The organism is Bradyrhizobium sp. 147 (assembly GCF_023073935.1).
In the GTDB taxonomy this organism is placed as follows: domain Bacteria; phylum Pseudomonadota; class Alphaproteobacteria; order Rhizobiales; family Xanthobacteraceae; genus Bradyrhizobium.
The window spans coordinates 119,587-135,526 of sequence record NZ_JADPKL010000061.1 but is presented as its reverse complement, the minus strand read 5'-3'; the positions used below and the strand labels follow the sequence as shown (position 1 = coordinate 135,526).

Here is a 15,940-nt window from a genome sequence, read left to right as displayed (position 1 = left end):
GGAGAAAGCCCTCTCCCCGACCCTTTCGGGAGAGGGAGGGCACCGTCCGCGCGGCTCCAGTCACGCCACTAAGCCTGCTCCGCCGGCGCCTGGCGCGCCTCGCCGCTCGACACCAGCAGCACCGAGGCCTTCGACTGCCTCAGCACGGCGGCGGCGACGCCACCGAAGGAGAGATGATTGGCCTCGATCCGGTCGACGCCCATGACCACGAGGTCGACGTCGGTGGTGTCGATCTCGCGCAGGATCGCCGCCTCCGGCGCCCGGTTCACGCGCAGCGTCGTGGTGATGTCGACGTCGTAGCGGGCGGCGAGATCGCTGGTGTCCTTGAGGATGCCGGTCTCCTGGCTCAATCCGCGGGAGGTGCCCCGCTGCGCGCCCTTGTCGCGCGTCGTCGCCACATAGATCACGCGGAGCGAGCCTGAGCCGGCCTGCGCCAGCGCCACCGCGACCTCGGCGCCGCGCTTGGAGACGCCGCTGCCGGAAACCGGAACGAGGATGTTGAGGGCGTCGGGTATCGGCTGCTTCAGGTGCTTGCCCTTGGCTGCCACGATCGCGAGCGGCCCCTCGAACTCGGCGGCGATGTCCTCGATCTTCCGATTGAAGCGATCCTTGGCGGCAGCGACCTTGTCGATGCCGACGACGAGGAGATCAAAGCCCTTGCGTGCTTCGTCAGCAATGGTTTCGGCCAGCTCCGCGCGCCTGGCCCGGGTAACGACATCGACGCTGCCGGCATTGCCGTCACCACTGGCGGAGACGGTTTCGGCGGCCTTCTTCACCACGGCTTCGTGGCTCTCGTCCTCGCCCTTGTCCTTTTCCTTGGCGCGCTCGCCGATGTGCAGCACGGTGATCGGCAGGCCGCGCATGCCGGCGATCAGGCCCGCGACGTGCGCGGCGAAAGTGGCGTTGACGCTGTCGTCAACGGCGAGCAAGGGACGTTCGAGATTGGCGATGAAGCCGCGTTTCTCGAATTCTTCCCGCTCCAGCCGTTCCCTCTCCTCCTCGTTCATCGGCAGCTTTGCCAGCGCCGCGCGCAGCATCGGCGGCATCGCCATCGTGGTCAGGATCGCCATGGTCACGATCATCGTGAACAGGTTCTGGCTGAGCACGCCGATGGAGAGGCCGATGGTCGCGATGATGACCTCGGTCGAGCCGCGCGCGTTCATGCCGCTGGCGAGCGCCAGCGATTCCCTCGCATTCAGCCCGCCCACGGTGCCGCCGACGAACGCGCCGCCGAACTTGCCGACGCTGGCGATCACGACCAGCAGGCCGGTGAGCATCAGCAGATTGGGGTCGCGAAGGACCGAGAGATCGGCGCTGAGCCCGGCGAGGCCGAAGAACACTGGCATGAAGAAGCTCGAGATCAGGCCGCGAAGGCGCTCGTCGATCTGCCGGGTCAGGATCGGGGACTCCCCGACCAGGATGCCGGCGACGAAGGCACCCAACACGGTGTGCACCCCGATCAGATGCGTGATCATCGCCATGACGCTCATCAACAGCAGGATCACGGTGATGACCGCGGCTGCGCTGACGAGATTGTCGTTGGCCCAACGGATCAGCTGGAACACCAGGCGGCGGCCGATGGTGAAGCTGACGGCCAGGAAGACGAGCGTCCCCAGCACGGCTTTCGCCACGGAGCCGACGTCAAGCGTGCCGTGCGAGGCCAGGCTGAAGATAACGGCGATGATGATCCAGCCGATGGTGTCGTCGATGACGGCGGTCGCGACGATGATCTGCCCGACATTGCGGCGCATGAAATTCATCTCGCGTACGACCACGGCGACGATCTTCACAGACGAGATCGACAGCGCCGTGCCCATGAACAGTGAGGCGACGAGGCGCGCTTGCGGATCGGGCAGCAGCGCATCGGGGAGGAATTCGCCGAGCGCAAAGCCGCAGGCGAAGGGCACGAGGATGCCGGCAATCGAGATCGCGATCGCCGCCCTGCCGACCTTCCGGACCAGCTTGAGGTCGGTCTCCATGCCGGTCAGCAGCAGCAGCAGCAGAATGCCGAACTGGGCGATGCCGTCGATCATCGCCTTCTGTTCGGGCGTCTTGGGAAAAATCGCGGCTTGCGCCTCCGGCCAGATCCAGCCGAACAGCGACGGCCCCAGGATGATACCGGCGAGCAGTTCGCCCATCACCGAGGGCTGGCCGATGCGCTGCATGATCTCGCCGAGACCACGGCCGACTGCGATCAGCAACACGATCTGCGTTACCAGGAGGAATTCGGACGGGCCGGCCGATTTACCGCCCTCGGCACTCGCCGCAATGGTGGTGAGGACAAGCGCCGCGGGGACAAGGCCGACCGGTCGGAGCAGGCTCCACTGCATGCAGGTGTCATTCCCCCTTGATCTGTCCGGCGCGGCGCCGGGGCGACAGGGATAGAACCCGCAGGAGGCGGAGCGGGTTCCGCCGCGCGCGGCGAGGTCAAACCGAAAAGTGCGAAAACAACCCCATGCACAGTAGAGATGAGGTTGAGAAACCTCAGGAAATATCGGCTTTACCGAAACGGCTTGCTCCGTCGGGCAAAACATTGGCAGAATGGCATCGTGGGTGCGTGGGCGGGGTGCCTCCTCATCTTCCGTCGTTGCGAGGAGCTCTTGCGACGAAGCAACTCCAGAGTCCCTCTGCGGCAAGATTCTGGATTGCTTCGCTTCGCTCGCAATGACGATGTGGAGAGAGTCCCCGCCTTACGCCCGTTCGTGCCGCGGACGCAGTGCGTAGCCCAGATGAAGCGCAGCGAAATCCGGGTTCTAGCAGCGCGGTGAAACGCCCCGGATTGCGCTTCGCTCGATCCGGGCTACGGGACGGAGCCACGCGGCGCGAGTCGGCTACCTCACGCCGCCTGCGATGTCCGGATCTCGCGCGGCAGGATCAGCGCGGCGGCGATCGCCAGCAGGCAGAGGGCGGCGAAGGCGTGCAGCATGGTGACGAAGCCGCCCTGCTCGTAGAGCCAGGCGACCAGGCCGACCGAGGCGCCGGCCGCGGTGAAGCCGACGAAATAGCGCACCGCATAGGCGCGCGAGCGCCACTCCTCCGTGGTGTATTTGCCGACCATAGCATCGTTCACCGTGACCTGCCCGAACGCGCCCATGACGATGCCGATCGAGACCACGATCAGCGGCAGATTGGACAGGCTCGCGGCCAGGTACAAAAACGGCGCCAGCATGAAGGACAGCGGCAGCGCCACCGTCTTCAGCGAATAGCGGTCGAGCAGCCGCCCGATCGTATACTGCGTCATCGCGCCGAACACGTAGACGCCGGCCGCGATGACACCGAGCAGCGCCGGGCTCTTGGTCAGGTCCGAGAGCCGCTCGGCAAACAGCTTTGGCAGCGCCACCGTGACGGCGTTGAAGGTCGTCGAGATCGCAATCACCACGATCAGCAGCGCCAGGATTACGCGCCACATGTCCTGCTTGGCGACGCGCGCCTGCGCCGCCGCCTGCTTGGCACCCTTGCGGTCCTCATGCACGACCGTCAGCGCAAAGGCGATGCCGATCAAGATGGTGAGGACGCCGGGAACGATGAAGGCGAAGCGCCAGCCGAGATATTGGCCGATCACGCCGGTGACCAGCGCCGAGGAGGCAACGCCGAGATTGCCCCAGACGCCGTTGAGCCCCATCTCGCGGCCGAGCCTATCGGCATAGGACACGATCATCGCGGTGCCGACAGGATGATAGATCGAGGCAAAAATGCCGATCGCGAGCAGTGCCGCGCCGAGCTGCGCCGGGGTGTTCGCGAAGCCGACCGCGATCATGGAGGCGCCGATGCCGACGAAGAAGATCAGCATCATGTGGCGACGGCTCCAGCGGTCGCCAAGCCAGCCGGTGAGCAGCGAGCCTGCGCCGAAGGCGACGAAGCCCGGCGTCGCATAGGGCAGAAGTTCCGAATAGGCCATGCCGAGCGCCGGCCCCATGATGATGACGGCGGCGGCAAAGATCAGCATCGCATAATGGTCGATGAAATGGCCGGCATTGACGAAACTGATGACCCGGCTGGGGTTGTTCATACGAATCCTCTCCTGCACCGAAATCAGTTATATGTCGGGCGAATGATGGGATGCCGCCAATGAGTGTCGTCGAAACGCCAATCCTCCGGGAGGTCCGGGGCAACCACCGCTCGACCGCGGGCGTGCACCTGGTCGCGCGCGACTATCCCAAAGGCTTGCGGCTCGATCCGCACATGCATCGCGAGGCGCAGCTGGTCTATGCCGCCAAGGGCACCATGCAGGTGACGACGCCGGGCGGACGCTGGCTGGTGCCGCCGGACCGCGCGGTCTGGGTCCCGGCCGGGCTCGAGCATGCCATCGACCTGCTCGCCGACATCGAGATGCGCACGCTGTATTTCGACCTGCCCTGGCTCAAGCGCGAGCAGCGTTACGAGGGACTGACCAAGGAATTCGTGGTGCGGGTGTCGCCGCTGCTGCATCAGGCGATCCTGGCGCTGTTCGAGGCCCGCAACACCGAGGCGCGAACCGAGCTGCTGGTTCGCCTCGTGATGCTGGAATTGCACCAGGCCGAGGATTCCGCGACCTTCGTGCCGTTGCCGCGCGAAGTGCGATGCCGCCGCGCCGCGATGATTGTGCTCGACGATCCCACCGGCCTGCACGACATCGACACGCTGGCGCGCGAGGTCGGAACCTCCGCGCGCACGCTGTCGCGGCTGTTCTCGACGGAAACGCAGCTCAGCTTCAAGAGCTGGTGCCAGCGCGCCCGCATCGCCGCGGCGATCCGGCGGCTGTCGACCGATGCCAGCGTGTCGGTGAAGCAGCTCGCGACCCAGCTGGGTTATGCCAGCGTGCCGGCGTTCTCGGCGGCGTTTCGCCAAGTCACGGGACGGACACCGAGGGAGTTTGCAACACACTCCGTGTCGTCGCCCGGCTTGACCGGGCGACCCAGTACGCCGAGGCGGCGCGGCTAGAACCGAGAAGCCGCGGCGTACTGGATGCCGCGGTCAAGCCGGGGCATGACAGCGCGGCTTTGGGGTGAGCACTACCCCCCATACGAAAATCCCACCGGCATGCCGCCATTCCTCGACCGCACGGCCCGTCTAAAGATGCCGCATTCCCCTGCTTGATTGTGATCGGCTTCCGCCTAAATCCCATGTAAGCTCCCGCGTCGCACAAACCTGACACGAAAGCCCCGATGGCCAACGCCTTTTTCTCCGACCTGCTCGCCACCATCTCCGAGCGCGGCCGCACCCTGCTTCGCCGCAGCGACGGCTTGGACACCAGACGCGATGCCGCCGGGCTGATCGCGCTTTGTGACGCGCTGCTCTCGGGCCGCGGCGAAGCCTCGGGCACCGCGATGGCGCGCGAGGTGCTCGACCTCTACCGGGAATTGGATGCGGCCGGACGCCGTGCCTTCTTCGAGGCGCTGGTGCGCGATTTCGGCCCGGATCGGGAACGGCTGTCCCGGGCGATCGAGAAATGGCGCGCCAAGCCCACCGACGAAGACGCGAGCTCGCTGCATTTCGCTTCCGAGCCGCGGCGGCAGGAGCTGATCCGCCGCCTCAACCGCGCGCCGGGCGGCACCGGCGATCTCGTCAGCATGCGCGCCGACCTGCTCGGCATGATGAACGGGCACGCCGATCTCGCCGCGCTCGACCGCGACGTCTCGCATCTTCTCTCTTCGTGGTTCAACAGGGGGTTTCTCGTGCTGCGCAGGATCGACTGGTCGACTCCGGCCAACATCCTCGAAAAGATCATCCGTTACGAAGCCGTGCATGAGATCTCCGATTGGGACGATCTGCGCCGCCGCATCGATCCGGTCGACCGCCGCTGCTACGCCTTCTTTCATCCCGCGATGGTCGACGAACCCCTGATCTTCGTCGAGGTGGCGCTGACCGAGACCATTCCGGGGGCCATCGCGCCATTGCTTGCGGTCGATCGCCAGCACCTGCCGATCGAGCGCGCGCGCACCGCGGTGTTCTATTCGATCTCCAACACCCAGCGCGGACTGGGCGGCATTTCCTTCGGCAGCTTCCTGATCAAGCAGGTGGTGGAGGAGCTGCGCCGCGAGCTGCCGAAGCTCGACACTTTCGTGACGCTGTCGCCGGTGCCGGGCTTCATGCAATGGGTGAAGCAGGACAAGGAGCTGCCGCTATCGGACGAGGACCGTGAGATGTTGAAGCGTCTCGACGATCCCAAATGGTTCGAGAACCCTGAGACGACCACGCTGCTCCGCAGCGTTCTGGAACCGCTCGCGGCACACTATTTCCTGAAGGCGCGCACGCCGAAGGGCAAGCTGATCGATTCCGTCGCCCGCTTCCATCTCGGCAATGGCGCCAGGCTCGAGCGCATCAACTGGTTAGGGGACCTCTCGCCCAAGGGCGTGCGCGAGTCCGCCGGCGTCATGGTCAACTATCTCTACCGCCTCGACGACATCGAGAAGAACCACGAAGCCTACGCCAATGACGGCGAGGTCGTGGCGTCGAGCGCGGTGAAGAAGCTACTGAAGGGCGAAGGACGAAGGCTGCTGGATATGCGCTTGTCGTAAGAGGCTTGAGACGGCACGCCCAAAGACGGTGTCATCGCCCGACTTGATCGGGCGATCCAGTATTCCAAGCGCCGGTGTTGAACAACTCGCTCTCGCCACATCGGCCGCGGCGCACTGGATGCCCGATCGAGCCGGGGCATGACAGCGGATTGTGTAGCGCCGCCGTCGCGCCTCAACCCAACTTACTCCGCCAGCGCCTTCATTTCCTTGTAGAGGTCCGACTTGCCTTCGAAGCCGATGCCGGGGAGGTCGGGCATGGTGATGTGGCCGTTCTCGACGCGGACGCCGTCCGGGAAACCGCCATAAGGCTGGAACAGGTCGGGGTAGCTTTCGTTGCCGCCAAGGCCCAAACCGGCCGCGATGTTGAGCGACATTTGGTGGCCGCCATGCGGGATGCAGCGGCTGGGGGACCAGCCGTAGGTCTTCAGCACCTCCAACGTGCGCTGGTATTCGCACAGGCCATAGGACAGCGCGCAGTCGAATTGCAGCCAGTCGCGGTCGGGGCGCATGCCGCCGTAACGGATCAGGTTGCGGGCGTCCTGATGACTGAACAGGTTTTCGCCGGTCGCCATCGGGCCCGGGTAGAACTCGGCGAGCGCGGCTTGCAGCGCGTAGTCGAGGGGATCGCCGACCTCCTCGTACCAGAACAAGGGATAATCGCGCAGCATCTTTGCGTAGGCGATGCCGGTCTCGAGGTTGAAGCGGCCGTTGGCGTCCACGGCGAGCTGCGCGTCCTTGCCGATCTCCTTCAGCACCGCCTCGATGCGGACGCGGTCCTCGTCGATTGCCGCGCCGCCGATCTTCATCTTCACGACGTTGTAGCCGCGATCGAGATAGCCGCGCATCTCGCCACGCAGCATCGAGAGATCCTTGCCGGGATAATAATAGCCGCCGGCGGCATAGACGAAGACGCGTGGATTGGCGGTCACGCCGTGACGCTCGGCAAGCAGGCGAAACAGCGGCTTGCCGGCGATCTTCGCCACCGCGTCCCACACCGCCATGTCGATGGTGCCGACCGCGACCGAGCGCTCGCCATGGCCGCCCGGCTTCTCGTTGGTCATCATCGCAGCCCAGACTTTGTCGGGGTCGAGATTGTCGCCCGCGGCATCGAGCAGCGATTTCGGATCGGCTTCGAGAATGCGCGAGGCAAAGCGCTCGCGGATCAGGCCGCCCTGCCCGTAGCGGCCGTTGGAGTTGAAGCCGTAGCCGACGACGCGTTTTCCCTCGCGCACGACGTCGGTGACGACGGCAACCAAGCTCGTCGTCATCTTGGTAAAATCGATATAGGCATTGCGGATCGGCGAGGAGATCGGCTTTGTGATCTCGCGCACGTCGACGATGCGGACGGACATGGGCTTGGCTTTCGGTGGTTGCTGTCGTCATTGCGAGCGAAGCGAAGCAATCCAGACTGTCTCCACGGGAATAGCCTGGATTTGCTTCGTCGCAAGAGCTCCTCGCAATGACGAGGAGAGAGTGTGCTTACTTCTTATCCCGGAAATACGGCTCCACCGGCCCGTGCACCTTGATGGTCAGCGGGTTGCCATAGCGATCCTTGGCGTTGCCGGCGGCGACGCGGACCCAGCCTTCGCTGATGCAGTATTCCTCGACATTGGTCTTCTCGATGCCCTTGAAGCGGATGCCGACGTCGCGCGCCAGGATGTCCGCGTTATAATAGGGGCTGTTCGGGTCGACCGACAGGCGGTCTGGAAATTCGTCGCTCATGATTGTCTCGCTCACAACAGTGTTTCGATTTGATTCCGCAATCCTTCGGGCCGCGCGGTCGGCGCGTAGCGCGCGACCACCTTGCCGGCACGGTCCACCAGGAATTTGGTGAAATTCCATTTGATGGAGGCGCCGAGAAGTCCGGATTGCTGCCGTTTCAGGTACTCATACAGAGGGTGCGCATTGGCGCCGTTGACGTCGATCTTCTCGAACAGCGGGAAGGTGACATCGTAATGGGTCGAACAGAATGCCTGGATCTCGCTCGCTTGTCCCGGCTCCTGCGCGCCGAACTGGTTACAGGGAAAGCCGAGCACCGAAAAGCCGCGCGGCGACAGATCGCGATAGAGATCCTCCAGACCGCGATATTGCGGCGTGAAGCCGCATTTGCTCGCGGTGTTGACGATCAAGAGCACCTGCCCCTCGAAGCGGCGCATCGGCACCTCCTCGCCGGCAAGCGAGTTGGCCTTGAAGTCATAGATGGCAGTCATCGCTAGCCCACGGGATCGATCGGCGACGGCGGCACGCCGCCGGCCTCGATCGCCTCGCCCGCGAGCAGGCACAGATCCTCGCGGTAGCGGCCGGAGACGATGTGCACGCCGACCGGCGCCTTGCCGACGAGACCGGTGGAGACCACGAGGCCTGGCAGGCCCATGAAGGGAATCGCGATCTGCGGCAGCTGCGCTTCCCAGACGCGCTTGAAGGATTCATCGCCCTTGCGGTCGAGATGATCGGGGAACGGCAGCTCGCCAGAGACCGGCGTCAGCAGCACCGCATATGTTTCGAAGAACAGCATCCATTCGCGGGTCAATGTGGCTCTTCGGGTCAGCGCCTTCGCGTAATTCGCCTGGTCCATCGGTGTGACCCTGCTGCGGTTGCCGCGCAGGCACGCCAGCGCGCCGGGATCGCCCTCGCGCTCGGCCATCTCAAGCTGCGCCTCATAGCCATCGCCGAGCCAGAGCTTGATCTGCCACTCGACCGCTTCGCGCATCGGCGGCGTGTCCTCGATGATGTCGACGGTCCAGCCCGCGCGCTCCAGTCGCTTGCCGGCATCGCTCACCGCGGCCTTCACCTCCGGCGCGGTAGCAAGGCCGCCCGGATTGAGGCAGAGCGCGGCGCGCTTCGGCCTGGCCGGGCCTTCCAGCGGCACCGGCACGAACCAGGGATCACGGATGTCGCGGGCCGACATCGCGGCGAGTGAAATTCGCAAGTCGTTGACGGTGCGCGCCAGGGGGCCGGACACGGCCATGATCTGCGGCCCGATCGGGCGCTCCGGCAGCGCCGGATTGAAAGCGGGAATGCGGCCGAGCGTCGGCCGCAGGCCGTGCACGCCGCAGGCATAGGCGGGATAGCGGATCGAGCCGGCGATGTCGGTGCCGTGAGCGATGTGGCCGATGCCGGCTGCAACCGCCGAGCCGGCGCCGCCGGAGGAGCCGCCCGGAGTGAGCGATGCATCGCGGGGGTTCTTGGTGTCGCCATGGATCAGATTGGTGGTGAACCAGCGATAGGAGAAGGCGGGGCAATTGGTGCGGCCGAGCAGGACGGCGCCCGATTTGCGGAAATTGGCGACCACCGGATTGTCCTCGCGCGCGATCACGTCGCGCTGCAGCTTTAAGCCGTTGGTGGTGGCAAAGCCCTCTTGGTCGACATTGGCCTTGATGGTGACGGGCACACCGGCGAGAACACCGGGGTCCTCGCCCCGCGCAATGGCGGCATCGACCGCGTCAGCCTGCTTGAGCACGTCGTCCGGGCGGTGGTCGATCACCGCATTGAGCGCGGGATTGACGGCGTCCAGGCGGGCGAGACCAGCTTGAGCTGCCTCCCTGGCGGACACCTTTTTGGACTTGACGAGAGTGGCGAGGTCGGCGGCCGACAGGCGCCAGAGATCTTGCATGACATGCTCCGTATGACCGGGGTCTTTTAGCGCCGGGAAGGCGGCAAAGCCATGCGGATTTCGCAGGGATGAAGGCCGGCTGCTAGTGCGGATTGGATTGGCCGACCGGGCTGCTCGCGAGCGCCTAATGCCGCGTCGCGGATTGGTCGGGTATGTCCAGCAGCGCCTCGGTGAAGGGAAACTCCAGCACGATTTCCCCGTCATCGTCGGTCACCTCGATGACGGCCTCGAGCAGGGCCGGCTGGGCGCCCTCCGACTTCACCACCTCCAGGATCATCTGGCGGGCGACCTCCCAGGCGCGATCGGGATTGCGCAGATCCTCGCCGTCGGGATCCACGATCAACTCGTCGCCGATACGGGTGTTGAAGAAATATCTGGGCATTACCGAGTTCCAGTTTGGGTCGCCGGTACCGGATTGAAAGCTGCACTGCACTCACAACCGCTTTATCAGGACAGGGTTCGCGACCGAATGCGCCATGCGCAAGGCAGCGTCATCAGAAGTGATGTTCCCCGACATTTTTCGCGGCGCAACATGGACTTCTCGGGAAAATTTCACTGGCGAACTTTTGCGCCCGCATTACTTTAACCGCGGGCGGATACGTCCGATTTCGCGAAAATGGAGAGCCAAAATGGCCTGGAAAGCCCCGAAAATCGTCGAAGTGCCCTGTGGCATGGAAATCAACATGTATGTGAGCGCCACCCGCAAATAAGCGGTAGGCGATTGCGTTCAGCGCAGGTGGATCTTTCGGTCACAATAGGTTGCCGGAAGACACGATGTGTGTCGGCATTCGGTGTCGACCCGAGATCCACCTCGCAGCGTTCCCTCCAGGAGACGGATCATGCTTCGCGTCGTCGTCCTGGGCGCCGCAGCCGGCGGCGGAGTGCCGCAATGGAATTGCGGCTGCGAGGGCTGCCGAGCAGCCCGTGCCAGCGGCCATGAGCTTCAGCGAACTCAGGCGTCGGTCGCCTTCAGCGGCGACGGCGAGCACTGGTTTCTGATCAACGCCTCCCCCGACCTCCGCCAGCAATTGAACGCCACGCCGCAGCTGCACCCGCGGGCAGGCGCGCTGCGCCATACGCCGATTGCGGGCGTGATCCTCACCAACGGCGAAGTGGACGCGGTCGCAGGCCTACTCTCGATGCGCGAGGGCTCGCCTTTCACGGTCTATGCGCATGAGAAGGTGCTGGCGATCCTGAAAGCCAACAGCATCTTCAACGTGCTGAACGAGAAGAACGTGCGGCGCCAATCGATCGGAATCGGCGAGCCGTTCGAGCCGCGGCTCCCTGACGGCGCGCGCTCGGGAATCGAGGTGCTGCCGTTTGCGGTATCAGGCAAATCGGCCTGGTATCTGGAAGGCAAGGCGCATCCCGGCGGGGCGACCGGCGACGGCGATACGCTGGGCCTCAAGATCACGGACAAGGCAACCGGCAAGTGCTTCTATTTCATCGCTGCCTGCGCCGAGGTGACTGACGCGCTCAAGGGCGAGATCGATGGCGCGGCGCTGGTGTTCTTCGACGGCACGGTATGGCGCGACGACGAGATGATCAGGGCCGGGCTCGGCCACAAGACCGGCAAGAGCATGGGCCATGTCGCGATGTCCGGCGACGACGGCGCGATCGCGCGGCTTGCCGATCTCTCTATCGACAGGAAGATATTTCTGCATATCAATAACTCGAACCCGGCGCTGCTGCCCGCTTCACCCGAGCGGAAAGCCACTGAAGAGGCGGGCTGGCAAATACCCGCTGACGGAACGGAGATCGTGCTGTGAATGCCGCGTCACTGACAGGAATGACCGCGCTCTCGATCGGCAAGGACATCAAGCTCAACTCGGCCGAGGAGCTCGAGGCGACGCTGCGCCATATCGGGGCGACGCGCTATCACAGCCTGCATCCGTTCCATAAGCTCTTGCACGGCGGCAAGCTGAACAAGGGCCAGGTGCAGGCCTGGGCGCTGAACCGCTACTATTACCAGAGCACGATCCCCATCAAGGACGCGGTCGTGATCTCGCGCTTTCGCGACCGTGCCACGCGGCTGGAATGGCGCCACCGCATCGAGGACCATGACGGCGATCTCGGTAGCGAGGGCGGCATCGAGCGCTGGTTGAAGCTGACCGAAGGCCTCGGGCTCGACACGGCTTACGTGGAATCGACGGAAGGCATTTTGCCGGCGACGCGCTTTGCGATCGAGGCCTATGTCCATTATTGCCGCGAGAAGAGCCCGCTGGAGGCGATCGCCTCCTCGCTCACCGAGCTGTTCGCGCCCAACCTGCACGAAGAGCGCATCTCCGGCATGCTGGAGCACTACGACTTCGTCAATCCCGATATCATGAGCTACTTCAAGCGGCGCCTGGCGCAGGCGCCGCGCGACGCCGGCTTTGCGCTCGACTACGTCAAGGCGCACGCCAAGACGCCGGAGCAGCGCGCGCAGGTCTGCAATGCGCTGATCTTCAAAACCAATGTGCTGTGGGTGCAGCTCGATGCACTCTATCATGCCTATGTCGAGGGCCACATTCCGCCGGGCGCCTTCGTGCCCAAAGCGAGCTGAAGAGGAACTGTAATGGCCGGGCCGCGGAACATCAGCGTCAGCGAGGCAAGCCGCCCCGTGCTGCCGCGGCACGCCAAGCTCAAATATGACGAGACCCGAAAGGTCTGGGTGATCCTAGCACCGGAACGGGTGCTGGCGCCGGACGAGATCGCGGTCGAGGTCTTGCAGCTTTGCGACGGCCAGCGCAATGTCGGCGACGTCGCCGATCGGCTGGCGGCGAAATACGCCGCGCCGCGCGAGGCGATCCTCGCCGACGTCATCGTCATGCTCCAGGATCTCGCCGACAAGGGCTTTCTCACTGAGGCCCGGGAGAAGACGCCATGAGCGATGTGCTCGGCAATTCCATCATCCCGCCAGACGCCAGCGACAGCCTCGCGGTGCTGGAGAAGCAGCGCTCGACGGCGGAGACGTTTGGCATTCCGCTCGCGGTGCTGCTCGAGATCACCCATCGCTGTCCGCTGCAATGCCCCTATTGTTCCAATCCGGTCGAGCTCGACCGCGCGGGCAAGGAGCTGACCACGGATGAGTGGAAGAAGGTGTTGAGCGAGCTCGCCGAGATCGGCGTGCTCCAGGTTCACTTCTCTGGCGGCGAGCCGACGGCGCGGAAGGACCTGGTCGAGCTGGTCAAGCACGCGAGCGACGTCGGGCTCTACACCAACCTGATCACCTCGGCCGTGCTGCTGACGCGCGAGCGGCTGAGCGATCTTGCGGATGCCGGGCTCTGCCATGTGCAGATCAGTTTTCAGGGCGTGGAGGAAGGCCTCGCAGATCGAGTCGCCGGCTACAAGAATGGCCACCGCAAGAAGCTGGAAGTGGCGAAGTGGACGCGTGAGCTCGATTTGCCGCTCACCGTGAACGCGGTCATGCACCGGCAGAACCTGCATCAGCTCCCCGACATCATTCAGATGGCGGTCGATCTCGATGCCGACCGGCTCGAAGTCGCCAACGTACAATATTACGGCTGGGCACTGAAGAATCGCGCCGCCTTGATGCCGACGGTGGGGCAGCTCGAGGAATGCACGGAAACCGTCGAGGAGGCGCGCGAGCGGCTCAAGGGCCGGCTTACGATCGACTACGTCGTTCCCGACTATTACGCGCTACGGCCGAAGAAATGCATGGGCGGCTGGGGCCGGCAGTTCTTCAACATCTCGCCCGCCGGCAAGGTGCTGCCGTGCCACGCCGCCGAGAGCATCACCGGGCTCGAATTCGAATCCGTGCGTTCCAATCACTCGATCGCCTGGATCTGGCAGAACTCCGAGGCCTTCAACCGCTATCGCGGCACTGGCTGGATGAAGGAGCCGTGCAAGAGTTGCGAATTCCGCGAGATCGATTTCGGCGGCTGCCGCTGCCAGGCCTTCGCGCTGACTGGCGATGCCGCCAACACCGACCCGGCCTGCGCGCTGTCGCCGCTGCACGAGACCATCTTCAAGCAGGCCGAGCGCGAGGCCGAGGGCGAGACCAACCGCTTCCTCTATCGCAACTTCGCCGGCGGCACTCTGGAATCCGAGAATGGGACCTGACGCCGACGCGGCCGCATCCGCCAAACGTGCCGATCCCTTTGCGCCGCTGACGTCCGACATGCTCGATGTCGGCGACGGTCACGAGCTCTATGTCGAGAGCGTCGGTCGCGCAGACGGCATTCCCGCGGTCTATCTGCATGGCGGACCCGGCAGCGGCTGCCAGCCCGATCATCGCCGCCTGTTCGATCCCGACCGCTTCTGCGCGGTATTGCATGACCAGCGCGGCTGCGGCCGCAGCCGGCCGAAGGGATCGCGCGAGCACAACACGACGGCGCACCTCACCGCCGACATCGAGAAAATCCGCGAGAAGTTCGGCTTCGACCGCTGGATCGTGGTCGGCGGCTCCTGGGGCGCGACGCTGGCGCTGGCGTATGCAGAGGCGCATCCCGAGCGCGTCTCTGGCATCGCGCTGCGCGCGACGTTCCTCGGCACGCGAGCGGAGGTCGAAGCGGCGTTCACGTCGCGCCTGTCGCAGTTCCATCCCGCGCTCTACGAGGATTTTCTCGGCGTGCTGCCGCTCGAAGAGCGCGCGCGGCCGGTGGAGGCCTATTGGCGCCGCATCCTGGATGCCGACCCAGCCGTGCATGGCCCGGCGGCAAAGGCCTGGCACGATACCGAGCGCGTATTGTCCGAGCACAAGCCCGCGAAGACGCGGCTGGACCTCGCATCGCTGAACGTGTGGCGCACGCTGCCGGCAACGCCGTTCATGGAGGCGCATTATTTCGTCAACGACAGCTTCATGAGCGCGGGCCAGCTGTTGCGGAACGCGGGCCGGCTTGCAGGCCTTCCCGGCATTATCGTGCAGGGCCGCTACGATCTGTTGTGCCCGCCTGAGACATCACACGCGCTCGCGAAAGTGTGGCCCGGTTCCGAGCTTCGCATCGTGGAAGAAGCCGGCCATTCGCTCTATGATGCCGGCGTGAGGGACGCGGTCATGAAGTCGATCGCCGACCTCGCATCGAAGACCGCGCGATAACAGGATAAGAAAAATGCCGCTCGCCGGGAAAGGCATGCTGCTGACGTCGATGAACATCGAGGCGGCCGATGAGGCCGATTTCAACCGCTGGTACGATCGCGAGCATCTGGAAGAGCGCGTCGCGATCGACGGATTCCTCGAGGCGCGGCGCTATGTCGCGCATGCCGCCAATCCCAAATATCTCTGCCTATATACGACCGCCACGCTCGACGTGCTCGACAGCCCGGCCTACCGCGCGCGGCTTGCGAGCCCGACCGACTGGTCGCGGCAGAGCATGGCGCGTTTCAAGGACATGCTCCGCGTCGTCGCGCGCATCACCATCAGCAACGGCACCGGACGCGGCGCCGCGCTCGGCGTGGTGCGGCTGCGGCCGAGGCCCGACAACGCAGCGCCATGGCGTGATGCACTGCAAGACAAGCTGGCGCCGGACGCGCGCGACGGCATCATCTCCATGCACCTCCTGGAGAGCGAGCCCGAATTGTCGGCTGCAACGGCGGAAATTCCAGCGGTACGCCATGAAGGCGCGCGCGACTGGTTCGTGCTGATCGACGGCACCCATGTCGGCGCAGTCTCGGCCGTGATTGCCGAGCGCTTCACCGGCCCCGCCGCGGCACCCTTTCCGCTTCCGATCTCCGTCGGCACCTATTGCTTGATGTGGGACCTCGCGAAGAGTGACATTGCGCGCAGCTAGCGCTCACACGCATTGCAATATGTTGCACCGCACGCACCTCGCGCGCGGCGTTGATGCTGTGCGCGCGTGGCTCCTATGAAAGGCGGTGATCGCGCAAA

General features: G+C 64.8%; 16 protein-coding genes. 9 read left to right on the top strand and 7 right to left on the bottom strand.

The features are described 5' to 3' along the window. Window positions 1-68: 68 nt before the first annotated feature. Entirely contained in the window at window positions 69-2,330 is a 2,262-nt protein-coding gene (locus IVA87_RS13875; protein WP_247295999.1) for a cation:proton antiporter, read from the bottom strand. 506 nt (window positions 2,331-2,836) lie between these two features. Next, window positions 2,837-4,009 carry an MFS transporter gene (locus IVA87_RS13870; RefSeq protein WP_247295997.1) on the bottom strand — a complete coding sequence of 391 codons (1,173 nt, stop codon included), beginning with the start codon at window positions 4,007-4,009 and terminating at the stop codon, window positions 2,837-2,839. A gap of 59 nt (window positions 4,010-4,068) precedes the next feature. On the opposite strand from IVA87_RS13870, the gene IVA87_RS13865 reads away from it, so the two are divergent. Together IVA87_RS13865 and IVA87_RS13860 are read left to right on the top strand one after the other, a co-directional pair. Further along, window positions 4,069-4,920, top strand: coding sequence for a helix-turn-helix transcriptional regulator (locus IVA87_RS13865; protein ID WP_247295996.1), 852 nt, complete (start codon window positions 4,069-4,071; stop codon window positions 4,918-4,920). 224 nt (window positions 4,921-5,144) lie between these two features. Beyond that, window positions 5,145-6,497 (top strand): malonyl-CoA decarboxylase, encoded by a 1,353-nt coding sequence (locus IVA87_RS13860; protein ID WP_247295994.1) that lies wholly within the window; start codon window positions 5,145-5,147, stop codon window positions 6,495-6,497. Between the two features lie 182 nt (window positions 6,498-6,679). On the opposite strand, the gene tarD is transcribed toward IVA87_RS13860, so the two are convergent. The 5 genes from tarD to IVA87_RS13835 form a co-directional block, all read right to left on the bottom strand. Continuing rightward, the gene (gene tarD, locus IVA87_RS13855; RefSeq protein ID WP_247295992.1) at window positions 6,680-7,849 is read right to left on the bottom strand and encodes a mandelate racemase/muconate lactonizing enzyme family protein; all 1,170 of its coding nucleotides are present in this window, start codon (window positions 7,847-7,849) and stop codon (window positions 6,680-6,682) included. A gap of 127 nt (window positions 7,850-7,976) precedes the next feature. Next, the gene (locus tag IVA87_RS13850; protein ID WP_212431912.1) at window positions 7,977-8,219 is read right to left on the bottom strand and encodes a DUF3297 family protein; all 243 of its coding nucleotides are present in this window, start codon (window positions 8,217-8,219) and stop codon (window positions 7,977-7,979) included. Between the two features lie 11 nt (window positions 8,220-8,230). Continuing rightward, window positions 8,231-8,707, bottom strand: a complete 477-nt coding sequence (locus IVA87_RS13845; protein WP_247295990.1) for a glutathione peroxidase — start codon at window positions 8,705-8,707, stop codon at window positions 8,231-8,233. A 2-nt stretch (window positions 8,708-8,709) separates the two neighbouring features. Beyond that, the gene (locus IVA87_RS13840; RefSeq protein WP_247295988.1) at window positions 8,710-10,110 is read right to left on the bottom strand and encodes an amidase family protein; all 1,401 of its coding nucleotides are present in this window, start codon (window positions 10,108-10,110) and stop codon (window positions 8,710-8,712) included. A gap of 124 nt (window positions 10,111-10,234) precedes the next feature. Next, window positions 10,235-10,492, bottom strand: coding sequence for a hypothetical protein (locus IVA87_RS13835; RefSeq protein ID WP_028177529.1), 258 nt, complete (start codon window positions 10,490-10,492; stop codon window positions 10,235-10,237). A 247-nt stretch (window positions 10,493-10,739) separates the two neighbouring features. On the opposite strand from IVA87_RS13835, the gene pqqA reads away from it, so the two are divergent. The 7 genes from pqqA to IVA87_RS13800 all read left to right on the top strand — a co-directional run bounded on the left by pqqA (window position 10,740) and on the right by IVA87_RS13800 (window position 15,842). Then, complete coding sequence (pqqA, locus tag IVA87_RS13830; RefSeq protein WP_007595659.1) at window positions 10,740-10,820, top strand: pyrroloquinoline quinone precursor peptide PqqA; 81 nt, start codon at window positions 10,740-10,742, stop codon at window positions 10,818-10,820. 129 nt (window positions 10,821-10,949) lie between these two features. Then, complete coding sequence (gene pqqB / locus IVA87_RS13825; protein ID WP_247295987.1) at window positions 10,950-11,879, top strand: pyrroloquinoline quinone biosynthesis protein PqqB; 930 nt, start codon at window positions 10,950-10,952, stop codon at window positions 11,877-11,879. Continuing rightward, window positions 11,876-12,655, top strand: coding sequence for a pyrroloquinoline-quinone synthase PqqC (pqqC, locus tag IVA87_RS13820; RefSeq protein WP_247333894.1), 780 nt, complete (start codon window positions 11,876-11,878; stop codon window positions 12,653-12,655). The genes pqqB and pqqC overlap by 4 nt, the downstream gene beginning before the upstream one ends. A gap of 12 nt (window positions 12,656-12,667) precedes the next feature. Next, entirely contained in the window at window positions 12,668-12,979 is a 312-nt protein-coding gene (pqqD, locus tag IVA87_RS13815) for a pyrroloquinoline quinone biosynthesis peptide chaperone PqqD (RefSeq protein ID WP_247295983.1), read from the top strand. Continuing rightward, window positions 12,976-14,175: a pyrroloquinoline quinone biosynthesis protein PqqE gene (gene pqqE / locus IVA87_RS13810; protein WP_247295981.1), complete on the top strand. Its 1,200-nt coding sequence runs from the start codon at window positions 12,976-12,978 to the stop codon at window positions 14,173-14,175. The genes pqqD and pqqE overlap by 4 nt, the downstream gene beginning before the upstream one ends. After that, entirely contained in the window at window positions 14,165-15,151 is a 987-nt protein-coding gene (gene pip, locus IVA87_RS13805; protein WP_247295979.1) for a prolyl aminopeptidase, read from the top strand. The genes pqqE and pip overlap by 11 nt, the downstream gene beginning before the upstream one ends. Before the next feature lie 13 nt (window positions 15,152-15,164). Continuing rightward, on the top strand, window positions 15,165-15,842 hold the full coding sequence (locus IVA87_RS13800; protein WP_247295977.1) for a DUF4286 family protein: 678 nt from the start codon (window positions 15,165-15,167) through the stop codon (window positions 15,840-15,842). The last annotated feature ends 98 nt before the right edge of the window (window positions 15,843-15,940 follow it).